The sequence below is a fragment of the Pseudomonas sp. PS01303 genome, assembly GCF_029959385.1.
GTDB classification, from domain to species: domain Bacteria; phylum Pseudomonadota; class Gammaproteobacteria; order Pseudomonadales; family Pseudomonadaceae; genus Aquipseudomonas; species Aquipseudomonas rustica.
The window spans coordinates 1-22,563 of record NZ_JASCPK010000073.1 but is presented as its reverse complement, the minus strand read 5'-3'; the positions used below and the strand labels follow the sequence as shown (position 1 = coordinate 22,563).

20 protein-coding genes are annotated in these 22,563 nt (G+C 59.9%); 14 read left to right on the top strand and 6 right to left on the bottom strand.

Translation table 11 applies throughout. The features are described from left to right. Window positions 1–92 precede the first annotated feature (92 nt). Window positions 93–1,583 carry an aldehyde dehydrogenase gene (locus tag QMX93_RS18910; protein ID WP_282357625.1) on the bottom strand — a complete coding sequence of 497 codons (1,491 nt, stop codon included), beginning with the start codon at window positions 1,581–1,583 and terminating at the stop codon, window positions 93–95. Between the two features lie 221 nt (window positions 1,584–1,804). Here QMX93_RS18910 and QMX93_RS18905 point away from each other — a divergent pair, with 221 nt between their 5' ends. Beyond that, a complete protein-coding gene (locus QMX93_RS18905; RefSeq protein WP_212545762.1) occupies window positions 1,805–2,719 on the top strand; it encodes a LysR family transcriptional regulator in 915 nt (304 codons plus the stop codon). Window positions 2,720–2,740: 21 nt separating this feature from the next. Here the strand turns inward: QMX93_RS18905 and QMX93_RS18900 are convergent, their stop codons facing one another. Further along, on the bottom strand, window positions 2,741–3,196 hold the full coding sequence (locus QMX93_RS18900; protein ID WP_053124106.1) for a helix-turn-helix domain-containing protein: 456 nt from the start codon (window positions 3,194–3,196) through the stop codon (window positions 2,741–2,743). A 149-nt stretch (window positions 3,197–3,345) separates the two neighbouring features. On the opposite strand from QMX93_RS18900, the gene QMX93_RS18895 reads away from it, so the two are divergent. The 9 genes from QMX93_RS18895 (at window position 3,346) to QMX93_RS18855 (ending at window position 13,462) form a co-directional block, all read left to right on the top strand. Beyond that, window positions 3,346–4,608: an MFS transporter gene (locus QMX93_RS18895; RefSeq protein ID WP_212545761.1), complete on the top strand. Its 1,263-nt coding sequence runs from the start codon at window positions 3,346–3,348 to the stop codon at window positions 4,606–4,608. A gap of 94 nt (window positions 4,609–4,702) precedes the next feature. Then, a complete protein-coding gene (locus tag QMX93_RS18890) occupies window positions 4,703–4,999 on the top strand; it encodes a 2Fe-2S iron-sulfur cluster-binding protein (RefSeq protein WP_158960136.1) in 297 nt (98 codons plus the stop codon). An 88-nt stretch (window positions 5,000–5,087) separates the two neighbouring features. Then, window positions 5,088–5,840, top strand: a complete 753-nt coding sequence (locus QMX93_RS18885; RefSeq protein ID WP_282357624.1) for a hypothetical protein — start codon at window positions 5,088–5,090, stop codon at window positions 5,838–5,840. A 15-nt stretch (window positions 5,841–5,855) separates the two neighbouring features. Then, entirely contained in the window at window positions 5,856–7,208 is a 1,353-nt protein-coding gene (locus tag QMX93_RS18880) for an ATP-grasp domain-containing protein (RefSeq protein ID WP_282357623.1), read from the top strand. Between the two features lie 59 nt (window positions 7,209–7,267). Then, window positions 7,268–8,599, top strand: coding sequence for a biotin carboxylase (locus QMX93_RS18875; RefSeq protein ID WP_282357622.1), 1,332 nt, complete (start codon window positions 7,268–7,270; stop codon window positions 8,597–8,599). A gap of 31 nt (window positions 8,600–8,630) precedes the next feature. Then, entirely contained in the window at window positions 8,631–9,860 is a 1,230-nt protein-coding gene (locus QMX93_RS18870; RefSeq protein ID WP_282357621.1) for an ATP-grasp domain-containing protein, read from the top strand. Window positions 9,861–9,891: 31 nt separating this feature from the next. Next, on the top strand, window positions 9,892–10,788 hold the full coding sequence (locus QMX93_RS18865; protein WP_053124120.1) for an EamA family transporter: 897 nt from the start codon (window positions 9,892–9,894) through the stop codon (window positions 10,786–10,788). Between the two features lie 80 nt (window positions 10,789–10,868). Then, window positions 10,869–12,155: an aminotransferase class V-fold PLP-dependent enzyme gene (locus QMX93_RS18860; protein ID WP_282357620.1), complete on the top strand. Its 1,287-nt coding sequence runs from the start codon at window positions 10,869–10,871 to the stop codon at window positions 12,153–12,155. A gap of 113 nt (window positions 12,156–12,268) precedes the next feature. After that, on the top strand, window positions 12,269–13,462 hold the full coding sequence (locus QMX93_RS18855) for a hypothetical protein (protein ID WP_282357619.1): 1,194 nt from the start codon (window positions 12,269–12,271) through the stop codon (window positions 13,460–13,462). Between the two features lie 25 nt (window positions 13,463–13,487). On the opposite strand, the gene hrpB is transcribed toward QMX93_RS18855, so the two are convergent. Continuing rightward, window positions 13,488–16,007 carry an ATP-dependent helicase HrpB gene (gene hrpB, locus QMX93_RS18850; protein WP_282357618.1) on the bottom strand — a complete coding sequence of 840 codons (2,520 nt, stop codon included), beginning with the start codon at window positions 16,005–16,007 and terminating at the stop codon, window positions 13,488–13,490. A gap of 362 nt (window positions 16,008–16,369) precedes the next feature. Between hrpB and QMX93_RS18845 the strand changes: the two genes are divergently transcribed. Continuing rightward, window positions 16,370–16,789: a hypothetical protein gene (locus QMX93_RS18845; RefSeq protein ID WP_008081098.1), complete on the top strand. Its 420-nt coding sequence runs from the start codon at window positions 16,370–16,372 to the stop codon at window positions 16,787–16,789. A gap of 12 nt (window positions 16,790–16,801) precedes the next feature. Then, window positions 16,802–17,698, top strand: coding sequence for a cation diffusion facilitator family transporter (locus QMX93_RS18840; protein ID WP_282357617.1), 897 nt, complete (start codon window positions 16,802–16,804; stop codon window positions 17,696–17,698). On the opposite strand, the gene QMX93_RS18835 is transcribed toward QMX93_RS18840, so the two are convergent. Then, window positions 17,692–18,810 (bottom strand): DUF6515 family protein, encoded by a 1,119-nt coding sequence (locus QMX93_RS18835; protein ID WP_282357616.1) that lies wholly within the window; start codon window positions 18,808–18,810, stop codon window positions 17,692–17,694. The genes QMX93_RS18840 and QMX93_RS18835 overlap by 7 nt on opposite strands. A gap of 447 nt (window positions 18,811–19,257) precedes the next feature. Here QMX93_RS18835 and QMX93_RS18830 point away from each other — a divergent pair, with 447 nt between their 5' ends. Together QMX93_RS18830 and QMX93_RS18825 are read left to right on the top strand one after the other, a co-directional pair. After that, window positions 19,258–19,737 carry an Lrp/AsnC family transcriptional regulator gene (locus QMX93_RS18830; RefSeq protein ID WP_008081091.1) on the top strand — a complete coding sequence of 160 codons (480 nt, stop codon included), beginning with the start codon at window positions 19,258–19,260 and terminating at the stop codon, window positions 19,735–19,737. A gap of 267 nt (window positions 19,738–20,004) precedes the next feature. After that, window positions 20,005–20,214: a DUF2788 domain-containing protein gene (locus tag QMX93_RS18825; RefSeq protein ID WP_003228500.1), complete on the top strand. Its 210-nt coding sequence runs from the start codon at window positions 20,005–20,007 to the stop codon at window positions 20,212–20,214. Here QMX93_RS18825 and QMX93_RS18820 read toward each other — a convergent pair. Together QMX93_RS18820 and amn are read right to left on the bottom strand one after the other, a co-directional pair. Continuing rightward, window positions 20,209–20,844, bottom strand: coding sequence for a pseudouridine synthase (locus QMX93_RS18820; RefSeq protein ID WP_282357615.1), 636 nt, complete (start codon window positions 20,842–20,844; stop codon window positions 20,209–20,211). The two genes, QMX93_RS18825 and QMX93_RS18820, sit on opposite strands and share 6 nt — an antisense overlap. Before the next feature lie 73 nt (window positions 20,845–20,917). Then, window positions 20,918–22,417, bottom strand: a complete 1,500-nt coding sequence (gene amn, locus QMX93_RS18815; protein ID WP_162130776.1) for an AMP nucleosidase — start codon at window positions 22,415–22,417, stop codon at window positions 20,918–20,920. Between the last annotated feature and the right edge of the window lie 146 nt (window positions 22,418–22,563).

Sequence of the window (22,563 nt, the reverse complement as noted above, 5' to 3'; positions counted from 1 at the left end):
TATCGCGAGCAGGCTCACTCCTACAGGGGATCTTCGGTGTGACATAGATCCAGTGTGGGAGCGAGCCTGCTCGCGAAGGGGTTGACTCGGTATCAGCGCAACTGAAACCAGGTGGTTTTCAGCTGGGTGTACTTATCGAAGGAATGCAGCGACAAATCGCGACCAAACCCCGACTGTTTACCGCCGCCAAACGGCACCGTCACATCCAGCGCATCAACGGTATTCACCGACACCGTACCCGCGCGCAACTGCCGCGCCACGCGATGTGCGCGGTTGAGGTCATCCGTCCATAACGAAGCAGCCAATCCGTAAACACTGTCATTGGCCAAGCGCAGCGCCTCCTCCTCAGTGTCAAACGGCACCACCGCCAACACCGGGCCAAACACCTCTTCACGAAACAGCGGCATATCCGCCGTCACACCGGTAAAAATCGTCGGCTCAATAAAATTGTCCGACCCGTTAAACCGCCGCTGCTGCCCGCCACAAATCCGCGTCGCACCCGACTGCTCGGCACTGCGAATAAAACCCATGATGCTCGCCGTCTGCTTGCTATCAACAATCGCCCCCGCGCTGCTCTGCGGATCCAGCGGATCGCCCGGCAACCAGCGTTCAGCCTGCGCTTTCAGCCGTTCAACAAACTCATCATGAATCGAACGCTCCACCAGCAACCGCGAGTTGGCCGAGCAGACTTCGCCCTGATTGAAGAAGATCCCGAACGCGGCTTTTTCCGCCGCCAGATCGAGATCCTGGCAATCGGCGAACACCAGATTGGCACTCTTGCCGCCGCACTCCAGCCACACCTGCTTGAGGTTCGACTGCGCGGAATATTCCATGAAATATTTGCCGACCTGGGTCGAGCCGGTGAACACCAGACAATCGACATCAGAGTGCAAACCCAACGCCTTGCCCGTCTGCTCGCCGAGCCCCGGTAACACGTTGAGCACACCCGCCGGCAACCCGGCTTCCAGCGCCAGTTCAGCCAGGCGCAACGCCGAAAACGGCGACTGCTCGGCCGGTTTTAGAATCACCGAATTACCCGCCGCCAGCGCTGGCGCGAGCTTCCATGCGGCCATGTCCAAGGGAAAATTCCACGGCACCACCGCCGCCACCACACCGAGCGCTTCGCGAGTAATGGTCGCCAACACATTCGGCGCACTGGGCGCGACTTGATCGTAGAGTTTGTCGATGGCTTCGGCGTACCAACGGAACACCCCGGCGGCGCCCGGCACGTCGATGTTGTAGGCATCCATCACCGGTTTGCCCATGTTCAGCGAATCGAGCAAGGCCAGTTCTTCGCGATGCGTCATCAGCAAATCAGCCAAACGCAGCAACACTTGCTTGCGCTCGGCAGGCGGACGTTGCGACCAAGTGCCCGCCTCAAACACTTGCCGCGCATTACGCACTGCCACATCGACATCTTCCTCGCCACATGCAGCGACATTCGCCAGGCATTGCCCGGTCGCCGGATTGATCGCAGCGAAGGTCTGCCCCGATTGCGCGGCGCAATGTTGGCCGTCGATCACGGCTTGATCGGGAAATTTCAATGCAACGGCACGGCGCTGCCACTCTGCAAGCTCGAACACGACGGATGCTCCTGAGACATTATTGTGCCTCGATGGTCGCTCACGCCCGCGCGGGCTAAAAATAGTAAAAATGTCTTCGCAGGCAATAAAAACACTGGGCAACGACTTCCCCCAAACATCGCGCAGGTGGCTATGGTTGAAGGATAAAAACATCGTCGTGCAACGGACGTGGCGGCGCACAAATTGCTTTGAAGTCGAGTCCGCTCGTCCTGAGGTTTGCCGTGGCCGCCTACAATTTGCGTCAGTTGAAATACTTCATCACCACCGTTGAATGCGGCAGCGTTGCCGAAGCCTCGCGCAAGCTGTACATCGCGCAACCGGCGATTTCCACCGCGATCAAAGGTCTGGAAGACAGCTTCGGCGTGCAACTGCTGATCCGTCATCACGCCCAAGGCGTGTCACTGACGCCCAGCGGCGCGCGGTTTTTCCGCAAGGCACAAGAACTGCTGCGCATGGCCAAGGAGTTCGAACAGAACGCACTGGCCGACAACGACATTGTCGCGGGACAAATTGATATCGGCTGCTTCGAAACCGTCGCGCCGCTGTACCTGCCGCAATTGATCGCCGGGTTTTCCGCACTGTATCCGGGAGTGAAAATCCGCATCCGCGATGGTGAGCAACAGGAACTGGTGCAAGGCTTGACCGCCGGTGCGTTTGATCTGGCCATCCTCTACGAACACGACCTCGATGCGACTATTCAGACCGAGCCGTTGATGCCGGCGCAACGGCCTTACGCGCTGCTGCCCGCCGACCACCGCTTCGCCGAATACAAGCAGGTTTCGCTGAGGGATTTATGCCTGGAACCGATGATTTTGCTGGACGTACAACCGAGTCGAACCTACTTCGTCAGCCTGTTTGAAGAGTTGGGTCTGACGCCGCGCATCGAATTCAGCTCGCCGTCGATCGAGATGGTGCGCGGGATGGTCGGTCAGGGGTTTGGTTTTTCGATTCTGGTGACCAAACCTCACTCCGAATGCACCTACGATGGCAAGAAAGTGGTGTGCGTGGAGATTGCCGAGGACGTCACCGGGTCGGGTCTGGTGGCCGCGTGGCTCAAGCGTGGGCAACTGACGAAACCGGCGCAGTTGTTTGCCGATTATTGCCGCGAACACCTGACGGCCAAAGCCGCGGGCTGAAGCCCCAAGCCCGCGCGGACTTCAAGTGCGGCGCTTGACTACGCGACGGTGGCAATCCGCCGGGCTCAGCACCTTGCCCGCCCTGGAACGCACAGCAATGGTCTCGACCGGCTCCGCGTGATCATTGTCCAGAAGCACTGAATAGCTCTCGCCCTTGCTGAACAGGTAACGCTCCCCCCACTGACGCATGCTGATCACGATGGGAAACACCGCACGCCCCATCTCGGTCAGCACGTATTCCTTGTAGGCCGTGCCGTCGGAAGCGGGCTGGATGTCGAACACACCCAGCTCGACCAGCCTCTTGAGTTTCACCGTGAGGATGTTCTTCGCCAGGCCCAGACGCTTCTGGAATTCACTGAAGCGCCGCACATCATCAAACGCGTCACGGATGATCATCAACACCCAGCGATCGCCGATAGCCTCAAGCGTGCGGGCCACAGGACATTCGCTTTGTGCCAGTAGCTGCTGTCTGGCCATGTTTCTCCAATTTAAGGGAAGTGCGTTGGAAAAGAGTTCTAACGTCAGACAAAAATATTTTGAAAAACTAGTTGTAGATTAAAACCAGTTTTGCTAAAAATCAACGCATCGGTTTCGTTTAGAAACCAGTTATTCCCAAGGATGGAATGATGTCGCTGAACCCTCAAAAGCCTTCGAAGATGGACGTCGAAGCCGAAAACACGGGCGCCGGAGCCGCCGCTTGCGCGCCTTTACAGAGTCCAGATCGTGCCGGCTTAAGTCGTTACCAGACATTTCTCTTCGCCATTACCTGCGCCATGGCCGTGGCCAACGTCTACTTCGCTCAACCGTTGCTGGAGTCGATGGCTGCCAGCCTTTCGGTCGCTCCGAGCACGATTGGTATCGTGGTCACAGCGACACAGGCTGGTTACGCAGTGGGTCTGTTGTTCATCGTGCCGCTGGGCGACTTGCTCAACCGAAAAGGCCTGATCCTCACGCAGATGTTGCTGAGTGCCGTGGCGCTGTGTGCGGTCGGGCTGGCTCAGGACTGGGGCATGCTGCTCGGCGCGATGGTGCTGGTCGGTTTGATGGCGGTTGTGGTGCAAGTGGTGGTCGCCTACACTGCGACCCTCGCCAGCCCGGATCAACGTGGTCAGGCCATCGGCACCGTGACCAGCGGTGTGGTGCTGGGCATTCTGCTCGCGCGCTTCGTTTCTGGCGCAGTAGCTGACCTCGCCGGCTGGCGCGGCGTCTACTTCGTGTCGGCGGCCTTGATGGTCGGCATGGCGCTGGTGCTGTATCGAACGATGCCGGCCTCGACCACGCCGCCCACCAAAGGCAGCTACTGGCGCCTGCTCGGCTCGGTGTTCCAGTTATATCTCAGCGAACCCACGCTGCGCGTCCGCGGCACGTTTGCTCTGCTGATCTTTGCCGCCTTCAGCGTGTTGTGGACCGCCATGGTCTTGCCACTGAGCGCGCCGCCATTGTCACTTTCACACACGCAGATCGGTCTGTTCGGTCTGGCCGGCGTGGCGGGTGCGCTGGCGGCGGCACGCGCCGGACGTCTGGCCGACCAGGGTCTGGGCAATCGCACCACCGGCATTGCCCTGGCACTGTTGACCCTGTCCTGGTTGCCGACTGCATTTGTTGAAAGCTCGTTGCTCGCCATGGTGGTCGGTGTGGTGCTGCTGGACTTCGCCGTGCAAGCGGTACACGTGACCAACCAGAGCCTGATTTTTGCCGCACGGCCCGACGCGCAAAGCCGTCTGGTGGGCGCCTATATGTGTTTCTACTCGGTGGGCAGTGGTGCCGGTGCAATTGCAGCCACTTACACCTATGCGCATTGGGGCTGGGTGGCTGTTTGTATATTAGGTGCAACTTTCAGCGGCATTGCTTTGCTCTACTGGATGTACCTCGAGCTGACCTCTCGATAACTTTTCCATCGCGACAAGTAACGTTCATAGCCGACACAGTCCGGCGTGAAACTGTGTGCCTGCCACACGAACTTTACTATTGATAGGGGCATGTATGGCGCTGCACACATTAACCATTAATGCGCACCAACTTGAATTTCAGTTACCGACTAACGCGCCCTTTACCGATATCGAATACGAAGCCGGCGGGAAGAATCTGATCCCGCTGGGCTGTCGGGTCGGGGCGTGCGGGGCCTGTCTGATCAAGGTGACGTCAGGTATCGAGGCGTTGAATCCTCGGGATGACGATGAAGAAGCATTTATCGAAGTACTGGGTTACAGCGGTGAAGAATACCGCCTGGCATGCCAGTGCCTGCTGAGAGGTGAAGTGGCCATTGACATCATTGGCTGATGTAACGCTGTTGAAATCGTTGTGCAAGTAACACTGAAAGTTTGGTCATTGTTTAAACCGTTATCCATAAACTAAAAAGGACTTGATGATGCTTAACCGTGTAAAGAATGTTGGCTATGGTGATACCACCCCTTTCCTCAACGCTGCTGGCTCGGTCAATCTGCGCGCCGAGATCGACAAGATCATCGACGTGCAAGTCGAGCAGTGGTACGCCACCGTCCCCCAAGCCGCGCATCTGGAAGGCAAGGACGTTAACAGCGAGTACTACAAGCGTCACTTGATCGAAACCGCATGGCGCATCCGTCTGCTGCGCGTTGCCGAAGCCAAGGCACTGGTCGAAGTGGCCAAGGTCAGCCCTGCCGCCGCGCAGATCTGGGCGCACTACGAACAGGAAGAGATGCTCCATGACGAACTGTTCATCGATGACCTGAAGCGTGTCGGTGTCAGCCGCGAAGAGTTCCTCGCCACCGAACCGTACCTGTCGACGAAGCTGCTGGCCGGTTTCTTCTCCTACCTGCTCGACCATGAAGGCCCGCTCGGCGTAATCGCCTATTCCTACCTGGTTGAATACGTCAACGTGAAGCTTGAGCCGCGCAAGCTCGAAGCACTCAAGGCATCGGTGGGCGACACCAAGATTGTTGGCCAGGTGTCCCATTCGCATACCGACATCAACGATGACCACCCGGGTGAAGTCTGGGCAGCCCTGCGCTTCCTGATCAAAGGCGAGCAGGACATTGCCGCGCTGAAACGCTACCTCGAGGAGCACCAGAAGATCCTCGCGATGTACTTCAGCGAGCTGTACATCAACACCCTGGCCAAGCCGCAAGACAAGGCCGCTTAAGCCATGGAGCAGGCAATGAATTCGAACCAACCCGGTGTTTTGATCCTGAGCCACTGCGGCTTTTCTTTTCTCGAAGATCTGAAGGAGGAGCTGCAGCGCCGCCAGCTCCGGTGTTTCGTGCTGTCTTCATTGCCGCTTCCGGAACATGTACCGGCTCGCCTGGAACAGATTCACGCCTGGGCGGACCGGCTATACACCACTGACAACCATCAGTTGAAGCCGGGGGATGTGCAAAACGCACTGGAGGCCCTGCGCAAGTCGGGCGAACAGGTGACTTGCTGCATCAGCGTATGGGAAGGCTATCGCCACTTGATGGCCACAGCCAATGCGTCGCTCGGTACATATGACATTGATCCGGGGCAGGCGCTGGCTCTGCGCAACAAGCTCAACGTGCGTAACCGACTGGCTGAAGCGGGTCTGTCGCAAGCCAACGCATTTGCGCTGACGGCTGCGGTGCTGGAAACCTTGCAGGCACAGGATCAGCGGTATTTCATCAAACCAATTTACGGTATTGCTTCCTACGCAGCATTTGCGCTGCGCCAGGACACCACTTGGGATGCACTGGAGGCGCTGCGTCTGGCCTCTGCCGAGGACACGGTGTACGCCTCGGCATTCAACGATGGACTGACATTCATGGCGGAGAACTACATTCCCGGCCACGAGTTCAGCTTCGAGACTCTGTTAGTGGATGGTCAGGTGCACGTCGTGGCCATCCATGAAAAACACGAAGTAACCGAGACCGCCGAAACGGTACTTGAAGACAGCTGCACCACGCCCCCTGCCAGCCTTGACCAGGCACAGATCGCTGCCGGCCTGGATTGGCTGAAACAGGTACTCGATTGCATGCAACTGAAATGGGGCTGCTATCACATCGAAGCCCGTTTCACTGGCAAGCACTGGGATCTGATCGAAATCAATCCACGCGTGGGTGGCAGCCTGATCTCGCACAGTGTCGCGGCGGTGACGAACGGCCACAGCATGCTTTCGCTGTGGCTGGATCTGCTGCTGGCCAGTCAGGACGAGAGTCAGCCACGCGAGGCACTGCTCCAACATCTGGCGGCGTTTGAATGGCAGGCCGGTGGCAGCTGCGAGCAAACCCTGGCGACCTTCTTTCGGGTGTACTTCGCTCACCCGGGAACCCTGAGTTCAGTGACGCTCAACGCGTTACCGCTGGATCCGGTGGTGCAGCACATCCTGCTGAAAGCCGGCGATGTGATTCCGGCCCATGCGCGTGAAGTGTTTCTGGGGCAATTGTTGTGGACGTTCAAGCGCGCTGATCGCGTCGCCGAACTGCAACGCCTGGCGCACATTTCCGCCACTGCGCTGGATATCCGCTACGAGGCCGATAGCGCCCTGGAACATCGCTGAGCAATCGCCTGGAACATCACCGCTGTCGATGCCACACCCCATGGATGAGGAAGAACAACATGTCGCTGCGAGCGCCTGTATTGCTGATTGTGGACTACAACCTGAGCCGGATCTCCGACGTCCGCCACCTGCGTGACCATGCGCGCCAACAATGGGGCGCGCAGACCTGGCTCGTCAGGGCCAATCCACAGGCTCATGATCAAGGCATCAGCGACCGGGTGATCGATGCCGATCCACTGGCCGCCGATTTCATCAACCTCGCCTTGAATCAATTGGGCGATGACGCTGCGCGGGTCAGCGCCGGCATCGTCTTTTCCGACAACGCGGTGGCCAGTGGTGCCGGGCTGCTCGAGCGTCTCGGCCTGGCGGTGGACTGTGCGCGCCTGGCACTCGGCGCGTTCGACAAACTGGCATACCGCATCGCCGAAAATCGCCTGCGCCCGGCGCTGAACCAGTTGGGTGTGAACCTGCCGGATTTCGCACAGATCGGCTGCATCGACGATGTGCGCCATTTTGCCGGCCGCCAGGAGCGTGGCTTCGTCATCAAGCCTGCGTGCGAAGGCAACAATCGCGGGGTCGTGATGGTCGCGCCGGGCGGTGATTGCGAGCAGGCGTTTGCCGAAGTCGCCCCCTATCTGCACGGCGGTGTGTTGGCCGAAGCGTTCATCTCGTTCACCCGTGAATACTCATACGATGGCCTCGGCAAGCTGTGGTTCATCACCGAGAAAGTCAGCGCCACCGGCCGCTATCCGGTCGAAGTCGCACAGATTCTGCCAGCGCGTCTGAGCGAGCAGGAACGGCTGGCGATTCACGTCGCGGGCGAGCAGGTCAACCGTTTGGTCGGCCAGCGTATCGGCCCATTTCATAACGAGATCAAGCTCAGCGACGACGGCAAGAACACTGCGGTGATTGAACCGAACCGGCGCCCAGGGGGAATGAAAATCTGGACTCTGGCGCAAGCCGTGTACGGGCTTGACCTGTATGCGGCCTGGGTCGATTCGGTGTTTGCCGGGCAAGTTGCAGACCAGCTGCCTGCCGCTACCTGCAGTGCCGCCACGGTGATGTTCGGGGTGCCGCGCGACGTCACGCTCGAAGTCGCTGAACTCGGTGACCTGGCAGGCCTGATCGCTGAAACGCTGGAGCTGGCGGCAGAGACCCTGAACCTGGCGCGCGCCGACATTGCCCTGCTCGAGAGCGCGTGGGTAGCCGGCGAGTCGCGGCTGATCCATGCGACACCGCGTGACAACAGCGACTTCGTCGCTCATGCCTGTGTCGCGCTGCACAACCCGTCTGTGGACATCCGTGATCTGGTGCGAGTCCTGCGCGAGCAGTGGCTGCAGGTGCTTGATCGCGTTCTGAGCGTCGAGCTGCTGTTCAAAGTGGCGTCCTGACTTCCGTCTATAACGTTTCGAGAGTACGCGCATGAAAATTCTGATTCTGCATCGGGTGCCCTACCCGCGCATCGAGTACCACCGTGGCATCGATCATGATCTGCACGAGGTCACCTATCTGGGCAAACAGTCGGCGATCGATACGCTGCCACCGCAACTGCGCTGCACCCGGATCGTCCGGCCGGGGCTGGCCAGCGCTTACGATGAAGCCATGGCATTGCTTGCGAATGATCCGCAACGTTTTGAGCGGATCATTTCGATGTCCGAATACGAACTGCTCGACGCTGCACGCCTGCGCGAAGCATTGAATGTCGAAGGCGCATCGCTGGCGGCGGTCAATCTGGCACGCAACAAGCTCGACATGAAGGCCGCCGTGCAGGCGCGCAAATTGCGCGTGCCACGCTTCATGTCGCTGGAACGCTATCTGGCATTGCAGGGCCACGTGCCATGGCGCGGGGCGACCGTGCTCAAGCCGCACAGTGGCGCGTCGAGTCTTGATGTCAGCATCCACCAGCAACCGGCCTGCGCCTTCGATGAAATTCGCCACAAGGTCAGCCAGCTGTCGTTGCGCATCGAAGAATTTCAGGTCGAAGAATTCATCAGCGGCCCGATCCGGCATTTTGACGGTCTGGTGCAGGACGGACAAATCCTCACCCTGCTCTCCAGTGAATACGTCGGCACCTGTCTGGACTACATGGAGCGTGGTCAGCCGTTGGGCTCTTGGCATCTTGAAACCACGGCGACCATGAAGGCGTGGGTCAGTGCTGCGCTGGCAGCGGTGCAGATTCGCAACGGTGCATTCCATCTTGAAGCCATCATGGAAGGTGATGAGCCGGTGTTTCTCGAGGTCGGCAACCGGGTCGGCGGCGCTGATGTCGTCGCGACCTACGAGTTGGCCACCGGCATTCATTTGCCGTCGCTGGAGTTGCGTATCCATGTTGAAGGCGCACTCGATCTCGAACACCTGAACCTTCAAACACCCGACCTGGGTTTTGGCTGGTTTGTGTTCCCCGGACACACGCTGTCCGAGCGCAACTACCAAGGCCTCAACGGCGCAGAAGAACTGCGCGCCAGTCCCGTCGTGGTGCAGTGGAACGAACTGCAGCCGGGCGCGCTGCTGCCGGAGCACGTGACTTATTCGGCGTTCGAGGCACCGCTGGCCGGGATCGTCAAGACCGCCGACCCGCAACAGACCCGCGCCTGGATGCAAACGCTGTTTGCCCGAGTGAGCCTTGCCGAACACCTGACATCCGTCGCGTGACACCGCCCACCCTTATCAAGGCGATTCTTTTATGAAACCACTGCACGTCGTATTGGCTGTACTGATCACGGCAATCTGGGGGGTTAATTTCTCGGTGATCAAACTGGGACTGGCCACCGTAGACCCGTTCATCCTCGCGGGGATTCGCTTCAGCCTTTGTGCGTTACCGGCGATCTTTTTCATCCGCAAACCGAATGTGCCGTGGCGCTACATCATCGGTTACGGACTGGTGTTCGGCATCGGCCTGTGGGGCATCGTCAACCTCGGCATCAAGGCTGGGCTGTCGGCGGGGATTGCATCGCTGGTTCTGCAATTCAGCGCCTTCTTCACCATCCTCCTCGGTGGTTGGGTGTTCAAGGAAGCGCTGACGCGTTTTCAGGTGCTGGGCATGCTGATCGCGCTCGGCGGTTTGCTGTGCATCATCTTGATCAGCGACGGCTCGGTGAGTCTGCCCGGCGTGCTGCTGGTGCTGCTGGGTGCCGTGTCGTGGAGCATCGCCAATATCATCAACAAGAAGGCCAGCACCAAGGAGGTTTTTGCTTTCCTCGTCTGGTCTAGCGCCTTCGCGCCGATCCCGTTGTTTGCCCTCGACTACGCAGTTAACGGCAGCGCCGGCTACACCACGTTCGTCAGTCAGGTTGATACGACCGCCGTGCTGTCGATCCTGTTTCAGGTTTACCCCAACACGCTATTCGCCTACTGGATCTGGAACTCGTTGCTCAAGACTTATCCGGTATCGACCGTCGCGCCGCTGTCGTTGCTGGTACCCATCTTCGGCATGCTCGGTTCGGTGCTGATCTTTCACGAAAGCGTGCCGGCGAGCAAAGTCCTCGCGGTGATTCTGATCGTGCTCGGCCTGGCGGTCGGTCTCTATGGCCAGCGTATTTTCAATGCTATGTTTGCGCGTCCTGCGCGCAGTTCAATATGAATCGACAGGGAGTTCGTATGGGTCTGGGAAGACGTGAATTCGTGGGGGCCGCCGTGGGCGCGACCCTGGCTGGAGGCAGCATGATTGCAAGTGTGGCAAATGCACAGGCGAGCAATTCGCCTGTTCACAAAGACGCGGTAACACCCCTGAACCCCAACGATTGGGCTTCAGTGCGGGCGCAGTTCAACCTGTCGCCGGAGTTCGTGCACCTCTCCAACTTTTTCCTCGCCTCCAACCCGAAACCGGTGCGCGATGCGATGGCCAGCCACCGCCAGGCCTTCGATGAAAACCCGTACACCTACCTCGAAGACAACATGTTTGCCAAACCGGAGGACATGGTCTGGCGCAAGGTCTGTGCGGCAGCAGCCGAGTACACCGGCGGACGCCCTGAAGACATCGCCCTGACGACCAGCACCACCCAGGGTCTGGCGATGGTCTACAACGGTTTGAAACTCGCTGCGCACCAGGAAATTCTCACCACTCATCACGAGTGGTACACCCACGACGAGGCGATGCGCCTGGCGGTGGTCAAATGGGGCGGCAGTATTCGCCGGATCGATCTGTACGAAGGTCCCGAGGATGTCAGCACGGATGCCATCGTCACGCGCATTGAACAAGCCATCAAACCTGCCACCCGTATTCTTGCCATGACCTGGGTACATTCAGGCACTGGCGTGCGCTTGCCGGTGCGTGAGATCGGTACTCTGGTGGCGAGCATCAATCGTGATCGCGCCGAGGCCGACCGGATCATCTATGTGATCGACGGCGTGCACGGCTTCGGCTGTTCCGAGGCGCAAGTGGCGAATCTGGGCTGCGACTTTTTCAGCGCGGGCACTCACAAGTGGATCTTGGGTCCGCACGGCACGGGGCTGGTCTGGGCCCGTGAAGGTCAGTGGGCACAGATCACACCGACCATTCCGACGATCATGGCCGCCGAACCGGCCAATGCCTGGCGCCAGCAACGGGATCCACAGGGCCAGACGCAAGCGGCCTGGGTCAGCCCCGGTGGCTTCCTCGCGTTCGAAAACCAGTGGGCGATGATCGCCGCCTTCGAGTTCATTCAACAGATCGGCCGCAAGCGCATTGCCGAGCGCGTGTCTGAACTCAATGGCCAGCTCAAGGAAGGCCTGGCCAAGCTGCCCGCCGTTTACTTGCATACGCCACAGGCCGAGCAGTTCTCTGCCGGATTCGTCTGCTGTGATGTCAAGAATCGCGACCCCAGGGAGATCGTCGCGCGGCTCAAAGAGCAGAAGATCATCGCCAGCGCCACGCCCTACCGCCATTCGACGGTGCGCTTCTCCGCCGGGATCATCAACACGCCCGAAGACATCGACAAGACCCTCAAAGTCATGCGCTCGCTGGTCTGACACCCAGACCGAATCAACGTCTGCTTCCTGCACTGGCTCACCGCCGGTGCAGTCGCGGGTGTCCGTTGTTTAATTGAACAATCGCCGCGTCTTCAAGGGCAAGGATCGATGACATGAATAAAAACCCCGCTGTCACTCATAGTGCCGCCAAAGAGCTGGCGATGTTCCTGTTCTGCTCGACGGTTTATCGGTTGTTTTCCGGGGCGTTGCTCGTCTCGTTGACGTGGACGATCCTCAACCAGAACGAGGGCGGATACTGGCCGCTGGCGCTAGCGATTTTCTGCTCGTTCATCCCCGCATTTATCACGCCGGCAATCATCAAACGTCTGGCGATCCGTATGAACGGCCGCCAGATGAGCAGTTGGTTTGTATTCGGGCTGACCGGCCTGGCGCTGGTTTCCGGAGTGTCGCGTGACTTCACTGTTGGTTTGCTGATCACCAATCTGTTCGTATGGCTGATGATCATGTCGCTCGAGGCCAGCCTGGACATGTGGTTCACCCAACTGCAACGGGGCATGGACGAAACCAGAGTGCGGCGCATCAGCGGTGCAACCACTGCCACCAGTCAGGCGGCGCTGATGATCGGTCCATTGCTGGCGGCGGGATTGATGCCGATCCTGCCCGGGATGGGCTTTTCGCTGGTGCTCAGCGGCGGGTTTTTCATGGTCGCGGCGATTTGCTTCACCCGCGCCAGCCTGCCGACGGTGGTGACCGAAACAGACCAGGTCGTCGCACCGGCCAAACTGCCGCTGACGCTGTTTATTCCGATGGTTCTGATCTGGCCGATCCTCGGCGCATTCAACTTCATGCTGCCGGTGTATGTGTCGTACCATGGCTGGGCGCTGTTTGAGCTGGGCGTGCTGGATGCGGTATTCGGCATGGGCATGGCGCTGATCGGTGTGCTGGTGATCATTGCCAATACCGGACGCAACCTGATGGCGTACTTGTCCGGCTTGATCGCACTGGCGGTGATTTCCACCTCGATGTGGCTGCTGATGCCAGACACGCTACTGCTCAAGGCGCTGAGCCTGTTGATTCTCGGTATGGCGTTCGGTGGCGCACGGGTGCACATCCGCGTGGCCATTGCCTGCCGCTACAGTGAAGCGGCCGTCGGTTTGTATGTCAGCCGGGCGAATGCATTGGCCACGCCGGTGCTGCTGCTGATCCTCAGCCTGCAACTGGCAATGATCGAGAATGCCTGGCTGCTGCCGTTCTTGTTGGTGACCTTGAGCGTCGGGCTGTTATTGCAAACCTCGGCGACGCGCTTTGCCCAAGGCCATTCGCGCGGCGAGGTTGTCAGCGTCTGAAACCGGCGCGGCGCGCAGCCCCGGGTCAGGTGCCCCGGGGTTTTGCCCGCGCAGTAGCCTCCGCCACCAACGGATCATCCGGCCAGTAATGCTTCGGATACCGCCCCTTCAAATCCTTCTTCACCTCGGCATAGGTGCTGCGCCAGAAGTTGGCGAGATCCTGCGTCACCTGCACCGGACGTCGTGCTGGCGACAGCAGATGCAACTTGACCACCTGGCGCCCGCCAGCAATCCGTGGCGTATCCGCCAGCCCGAACAGTTCCTGTAAACGCACCGCGAGAATCGGCGGAAACTCGCTGTAGTCCAGCCGAATCGACGACCCCGACGGCACGCTAAGATGATGCGGCGCCAGCTCGTCAAGCTTCTGCGGCAACGGCCACGGCAGCAGGTTACGCACGATGCTCGACAGATCCAGATTGGCAAAATGGCTGAGCCGCGAGACCTTGCCCAGATAAGGCATCAGCCAATCTTCGAGGGTGTTGAGCAAGGTTGCATCGCTGACGTCTGGCCACAGACTGTCGTTCTGATTAGTCAGATCAAGTTGCCGCAACAGCGCCACTCGCGCCTGCCACTGACGCAACTCTGGCGTCCACGGCAGCAGCTCCAGACCTTTGCGTCGCACCAGATTGACCAGCGCCTGACTGCGTGCATTTTCGTCGAGACCGGTCAGCGGTTCACGGCTGAGAATCAGCTCGCCGACCTTGCGCTGACGCTCGGCGCGCAGCACGCCTTCGCGCTCGTCCCAGTCCAGTTGATCGACGTTGCGCACTTGTTCGGCGAGCACCGAATCGAACAGCGCCGGATCAAAATCCGCCGCCAGATAAATCCGCTCTTCGCGCTGGCCCTGACGGCTACCGAGGTCGGCGATGACGATCCACGGCTCTTTCATCAGACTATCGGCTTCGGCGAACAGCGCCGCACGACCGTTGGCCAGACGATATTCGGCGCCACCGGCACGCCGCTGTTGCGCGACGCGATCGGGATACGCCAGCGCCAACAGCGCACCGAGCCAGCGCGGATGATCGGGATCGCTGACCGGCTCGCTGGCCTTGCCGCGCAAATATCCGCGATATTGCCGCGCCAATTGCCGGGCGCGTTGCACACCGCCCTGCGCACCACGGGCGGCGCGTTCTTCGCCGGACAGCAGCACCAGGCGACTGTGCAAATCCGCGCCGGCGCCGCGCAAGATATCGCGCTCGCCGAGCAACGCGGCAACGTCACACGCCATGTTGGCCAAACCCAATGCCTGACCGCGCAATAACAAATGGCCAATGCGCGGATGCGCCGGCAACTCAGCCATGGCCTGACCGTGGGTCGTCAGCGCCTCGCCTTCCAGCGCGCCGAGTCGTTGCAGCAAATCCTGCGCCTGTGCATAAGCCGCCGCTGGCGGAACGTCGAGCCAAACCAGTTCGCCCGGCGTCACGCCCCAACGTCCGAGTTGCAGCGCGAGGCTGGCGAGATCCGCCGAAAGAATTTCCGCACTGCCATAAGCGGCGAGCTGTTCGTGCTGATCCTGCGACCACAAGCGATAACAAACACCCGGTTCCAGACGCCCGGCGCGGCCCGCACGCTGAGTGGCGCTGGCCTTGGAAATCCGCTGAGTGTCGAGGCGCGTCATGCCGCTGCCCGGATCGAAACGCGGCACCCGCGCCAACCCGGCATCGATCACCACGCGCACGCCGTTGATGGTCAGACTGGTTTCGGCAATGTTGGTCGCCAGCACCACTTTGCGCGAACCGGGCGGCGCCGGATCAATCGCCGCGCGTTGTGCATTGAGGTCGAGTTCTCCGTGCAACGGGCAGAGCAACACATCGCTGCGCTCACCCATCGCGTCGACCAATTGTTGATGCACGCGACGAATTTCCGCCTGCCCCGGCAGAAACACCAAGACGCTGCCGGATTCATCGTGCAGCGCTTCGAGCACGGTTTGCGTGACACGTTGATCGATGTATTCGCCAGGCTGAAACGGCCGGCCCCAGCGCATCGTCACCGGGTACATGCGGCCTTCGCTGCGCAGGATCGGCGCGTCATCGAGCAACCCGGCCAGGCGCTCGCCTTCGAGGGTGGCCGACATCAGCAGAATCTTCAGCGGCTGTTCAGCTCGAAACAGCTCGCGACCGTTCAGACTCAGGGCCAGCGCCAGATCGGCATCAAGACTGCGTTCGTGGAATTCGTCGAAGATCAGCAGGCCGACGCCTTCCAGCGCAGGATCATCCTGCAAACGCCGGGTGAGAATGCCTTCGGTGACCACTTCGATGCGTGTGTTGGGGCCAACCTTGCTGTCGAGGCGAATGCGATAACCGACGGTTTCACCGACCTTCTCGCCCAACTCGCTGGCCAGCCGTTCTGCGGCGGCACGCGCGGCGAGGCGGCGCGGTTCGAGCATCAGAATGGTCTGCCCGGCCAGCCACGCTTCATTGAGCAAGGCCAACGGCACGCGGGTGGTTTTACCGGCGCCGGGCGGTGCTTCGAGCACGGCTTCATGGCGAGTCGCCAAGGCTTCACGCAGGGCGGGTAAAACTTCATCGATCGGCAAAGAATTCATGCTGGCTCCCCAGGGCGTGCCCACAGTAAATTGCGAGTCGCGTTAAAGCTGTGAGCGTGCCAGGCAAGGCGCGGGACGCAGGTAAGGGTCGTTTCCTTGCCAAGTCCCGCAACGCAGCATGGCGCGCTCACAGCTTTAGCCCGGAGGGCCGAACCCCGATAGGATTCATTAGCCTTCACGCGGTGTCGATCTGGAGAAAACAACTTCAATCCTCAACGTATTTCGGTAGGGGTGAGACGAGGCCGCAATTTACTGTGGGCACGCCCTGCCAGGCCGAGTATAACGGCGAACTGCAAGGCGTTCGTCAGGGTCTTAACTTCACTCGACGACTCTTCGTTCTTAGATCAATCAGGAGATTTCCCATGCGCTTACCTTTTCGCCTGATCGGCGGTGTACTGGTCGCCACCCTGCTCACGCAAATCACGGCGTGCGGTTCGATTTTCTATCCGGATCGTCGCGGTCAGATTGACGGCAAAGTCGACCCGGCGATCGCCGTGCTCGATGCCGTGGGCCTGCTGTTCTACATCATCCCGGGCCTGATCGCGTTTGCCGTCGACTTCGCCACTGGCGCGATTTATTTCGAACCAGGCCACACCGCGCAGATCGATCCGGCCAAACTCAAACAAGCCATCGGCCCAGACGGTCAGGTCGATAATCACAAGTTGCAGGCTATTCTCGAAAGCGAGTTGGGCAAGGATTTCCCTCTGGATGACCCGCGCCTGATTCAACACAAGGGCAGCACGCAGCAACTGGCGATGTTCGGCCTGCAACCTGCCGCTTAAAAAGGAAACGCAATGACCTCCAGCCCCGAACACGCTCGCCTGCTAAGGCTGGCGACCCGCGCCTCGGTGGCGGTCGCCTGCACGCTGATCGTCGCCAAAGCCATCGCCTGGTGGCTAAGCGGTTCGGTGGCCATGCTCGCCGGGCTCACCGACTCGGCGCTGGATGGCATCACCTCGATGCTCAATCTGCTGGCGGTGCATTACGCGTTGCGTCCGGCGGATGACGATCACCGTTATGGCCACGGCAAGGCAGAGTCGCTGGCGGGCATGGCGCAGGCGCTGTTCATCGGTGGCAGTGCGTTGTTGATCGCGTTTCAGGCGTACGAACGGTTGCATGATCCGCAGCCGCTTGGCGCGCCATGGCTGAGCATCGGCGTGATTGTGTTTTCGCTGCTGCTGACGGCGGCGCTGCTGGTGTTGCAGCATCGGGTGATCAAGCAGACTGGCTCTAATGCCGTGCGCGCGGACTCGCTGCACTATCGCTCGGACATGTTGCTCAACGGCAGCATTCTGATTGCGCTGATTTTGGCTGGTTTTGGTTTTGATCAACTGGATGCGTGGTTCGGTCTGGGGATTGCTGCGTACATTCTGTGGAGCGCGATCCAGATCGCCCGGGAAAGTTTTTCGGTGTTGATGGATGAAGAGCTGCCGACGGACGTCAGTCAGCACATGCTCGAACTCGCGTGCAGCGTGCCGGGCGTATTGGGCGCGCATGACTTGCGCACGCGGATCTCCGGCAACCATTGGTTTGTGCAGTTGCACCTGGAATTGCCGGGAGAGTTGACCCTGTCAGTGGCCCACGGCATCAGCGATCAAGCCGCCGATGCCATCCACCAAGCCTACCCGCGCGCCGAAGTGCTGGTGCACGCCGATCCGCAAGAAGTGGTGCAGGCCGCTCGGGCTCAGTAACTGACCTGATAACCGCGACTGCTCAGGCAATTGCCCTGAGCCTGACGGTACGCCTGAACCACTTCGGGCGCCGGCTGATAGGTCGCGGTGCGCGGGTCGAAACCGCTTTGCTGCACCGCGTACTGATAGCACTGATAACCGTCCTGCTGCACTTGCTCCGGCGACTGACCGTTGGCCGGATAGGCCTCGACGTCATAGCCCTGAGATTGCGGCTGTGGTTGCGGCTGTTGCTGCACTGGCGGCTCGACCACCACGTAATCCTGCGTCGCTTCTTGATAGGCGTAGTAGGAACCGGCGGCGAGAAACAGCAGCGAACCACCGATCCACACTTCTCGCGAATAGTCCGGCAAGTACTGAATGCGGATCCCGCGCGGCGGCTGCACGACGATGTAGCGCGGGCCTTGCGGGCGGTACCAGTAGCCACCGGAATAGAAGTAATCCTGCCCGCGATACGGCACGCGATAGTCGCGATCCGGGAAGCGGTCGATCACATGCCCCGGCCGATATTGCGGGCCCGGGCCCCAACCGTTGCCATGTCCGTCGGGACGTCCCGGCCAGCGATTGTCGTTGGGCCGGTAGTCATTGGGCCGGTTGTTGGTCTGCCAATGTTGGTTGTTATTGTTGTAACCATTTTGCGGACGCTCGTCGCGGTAGTAACCCTGACGCGGTTCCTGAGTCTGGCGCACGGTGTCGGGCCGCGACTGGATCGGCAAACTGTTGGCCGGCATTTGCGGCGGCGGTGGCGGCTGGCGCACCGGGTTGGGGTTGTAGCCCGGCCGGTTCTGGTCATGGTTTTGCCATTGACCATTGTTATTGTGCGGCTGGCCGTTGTGTTCGAACTGGCGGCTGTTGTCGCCACGAATGACTTCGTTGTTCTGCGGGCGCGGTTGATTCTGCGGCGGCTGATTTTGTGGACGCGGCTGGTTTTGCTGCGGATTGTTCTGCGGACGCGGCTGATTATCGCCGCCATGCCCTTGGTTATTGCCTTGATGCCCCTGCCCGTGCTGCCCGCCATTCGGGCTGCGGCTCTCTGGATCATCGGCCAGCGCTTGCACACTGACACTCACACACAACACACCAACACCGGCCAGACGCCAGATGCGCGACTTCATGCTTTTCCTCACTGAGGCCTGTAATTAAGGGCGACCTGTAACTAAGACCGGGTCGGGAACATCCGGTTCTGCAACAGGTTATCAGTCGCGCAACTTATTTATTGAGCGCGGCAAGATGAAATCGCAGGCAAGAAAAAAGGGAGACCCGTCGGCCTCCCTTTAGAGAACTTCGTCCTGGCTCGACGCTTATGACGTCGGCTCACCTCACGCCGTCTTCTGGACAGTGTGCAGCTCGGGGGCCAGCACAACCCCGGTGTGGGTGGCGGCCGCGGCAGGCCTTATAGGGCGGGCCGCGTGGACTGTGTTACCGAGCAGTGATTCTGGTGATAAGAATAGGCCTGAGGCCACGACAGAGGATTGCGAAGATTGCTGAAATAAACACCACTTGCGCAATTTTTAACCCTGGATAGATAATCCGCCGCAATAGTTACAACCAAGGACAGATTGATGAGCAAACTCGACCGTTACGACCTGAGCATTTTGGCGGAATTGCAGCGCGACGCCCGCATCTCCAACCAGGAGCTGGCCGAGCGCATCGGTCTGTCACCCTCGCCTTGCTCGCGCCGGGTCAAGCAACTGGAAGACGACGGCTATATCTCGCGTCAGGTCGCGTTGCTGGATCGCAAGATGCTTGGGCTGAGTTTGACTGCCTATGTGCTGATCGGCATGGATCGGCATACGCCGGAGCGCTTCGAGAATTTCGAAGCGGCGATTCGCACATTACCGCAGGTGTTGGAGTGCAGCCTGGTGACCGGTGTGGATGCGGATTACCAGTTGAAAGTGGTGGTGCCGGATATGGATCACTATCAGAAGTTGTTGCTGGGGCACCTCACACGCATTGAAGGCGTGACCAGCGTGCGCTCGAGTTTTGTGCTGAATCAGGTGCTCAACAGCACCGAACTGCCGCTGACCCACCTGCGCAACTGATACCGCCCCCTGTAGGAGCTGACGAGTGAAACGAGGCTGCGATCTTTTGATCTTTTAAAATCCAGATCAAAAGATCGCAGCCTTCGGCAGCTCCTACAGATCGCTTTTGTGGCGAGGGGATTTATCCCCGTTCCAGTGCGCTGCACTGGCAGGATTGGTGTTGCAGACCAATGACCGCGGCACACCGACGCAGGTCAATGCCCCGCCATCCGCCCTTGGCGTATACTCGCCGCGCCCTTTTAGCCGCGCCCATGCCGGAGAACCCCAATGGATCCAGCCGTATTTGAAGAGTGGATGATGACCGGTCTGGTCAGCATCCTGATCATTTTCATGGGTTTCATCGTCTGGGATCTGGCGAAGAAGTCCAAGGCCGGGCGCTTTGGCTCGTTCATTCTGTTTTTCGTGCTAGGCCTGGGCGTGGCCGCGTTCATCATCAAGAGTGTGGTGATCGGCCTGATCGAATCCGGCGCTTTATAAGCGCGCCGGCACTTCCTTCCACTGGCCCTGATCGAGCCCTTCGATCGACCAGTCACCAATCTTCACCCGCACCAGCCGCAACGTCGGCAGCCCGACCGCCGCGGTCATGCGCCGCACCTGACGGTTGCGCCCTTCGCGAATCACCAGTTCCAGCCACGACGTCGGTATGGACGCGCGAAAACGCACCGGCGGGTTGCGCGGCCACAGCTCAGGCTCGTCCAGCTGCCGCGCTTCAGCGGGCAAGGTCATGCCGTCGTTCAACTCAACGCCGTCACGCAGACGCTGCAACTGCTCGGCGCTCGGCACGCCTTCAACCTGCACCCAATAAGTCTTCGCCAGTTTATGTTTCGGATCAGCGATGCGCGCCTGCAACTGCCCGTCGTTGGTCAGCAACAGCAATCCCTCACTGTCGCGATCCAGACGTCCGGCCGGATAAATGCCAGGCACATCAATGTAATCCTTGAGCGTCGCCCGCCCTTCGCCATCGCTGAATTGCGTCAGCACATCGAACGGTTTGTTGAACAGGATCAGTTTCGGCTCGGCCGGAGGTGCCTTGGCAACACGGCGTGGCGAAGACGACTGAGGCTTCGCGCCAGGGCGGCGGGAAGGTGGACGCGGGGGACGAGACATAGGGAGAGCAAACATTTAGCGATCAGGGCCGACAATGCTAGTGCCCCGACCGCCAAATGACCACGACTAACCGTTAACGAAACGGCGGTTCGTCGAAGCTGCGCAGTTTGCGCGAGTGCAGCGAGTTGAGTTCGGTGCGCAGCAGATCGACCGCTTCGATGCCGATCTTCAAGTGCTGGCTAACCGCGCGCTCGTAAAACGCGTTGGCCGAACCCGGCAGTTTGATTTCACTGTGCAGCGGTTTGTCCGAAACACACAACAACGTGCCGTACGGCACCCGCAAGCGGTAACCCTGCGCGGCAATCGTGCCGCTTTCCATGTCCACCGCGACGGCGCGGGACAGGTTGATCAACGGTCGTTCCTGCGCCCAACGCAATTCCCAGTTACGGTCGTCGTAGGTCAGCACGGTGCCGGTACGCAGGCGTTTTTTCAGATCATCGCCCTTCTCGCCGGTGACATTCGCCGCTGCCTGTTGCAGCGCCATTTGCACTTCGGCCAGCGCCGGGATCGGAATATTCGGCGGTACGACGCGGTCGAGAATGCCATCGCGACGCATATAAGCGTGGGCCAGCACGTAGTCGCCAATGGTCTGCGACTGACGCAGGCCACCGCAGTGACCGATCATCAACCAGCAATGCGGACGCAAAACCGCCAAATGATCGGTGATGTTCTTGGCGTTGGACGGGCCGACACCGATGTTCACCAGCGTCACGCCATGGCCATCGTTGGCGATCAGGTGATACGCCGGCATCTGGTAGCGGTGCCAAACCACACCGGCGGCGATTGCCGAGGCTTCGCCGTGATCCATGCTCTTTTCGATGATCACGTTGCCCGGCAAGACCATGCGCACGAAACGCGGGTCACTGCGCAATTGCTCCAGACCATGGACGATGAACTGGTCGACGTAGCGGTGATAGTTGGTCAGCAGGATCCACGGTTGCACATGGCGCCAGTCGCTGCCGGTGTAATGCACCAGACGACGCAGGGAGAAATCCACGCGCGCCGCATCGAACAGCGCCAGCGGCAGTGGATCGGTGTTTTCCCAATCGTACAGGCCATCGGCGATGCCATCGGTGGCGGCGGACAGGTCGGTACTCGGGAACACCCGCGCCAGCACGGCAGCGGTAACGCCGGAACCGGCGAGTTCATCGCCCTGCTCGACCACATACGGATACGGAATGTTTTGCTGGCTGACGCCGACTTCCACAGTCACGGTGAAGTCGTGCATCAACGGCACCAGCTGTTCAAGCAGGTATTTGCGGAACGCCGCCGGGTGGGTGACGGTGACGCTGTAAGTACCCGGCAGTTGCACCTTGGCGTAAGCGCGGGTGGTCTGCGGGACTTCGCCCTGGCAATGGTAGGTCAGACGCAGTTCGGGATAACGAAACAGAGCACGCTGCGCAGCGTCGGGTTCGACGCGATCTTTCAGGTAACGCTTGAGCGCCGAGTTCAGCGCAGTGGTGGCCCGCTCATGCAGCTCGGCCAGACGATCCACGGCTTGTTCGGCGGTTTGAACAACAATAAACGCTTCGGTCACGATCAGCTTCCTGTGTTCTGACTTGCAGAGCTTCATCTTGCCTGCATCGTGGCGTCACGGAAACAGTGGCATGTTGGCAACCGCACAATATATGGGCCACCCCAATCCTTGTAGGAGCTGCCGAAGGCTGCGATCTTTTGATCTTGCTGTTTATAAGATCAAAAGATCGCAGCCTTCGGCAG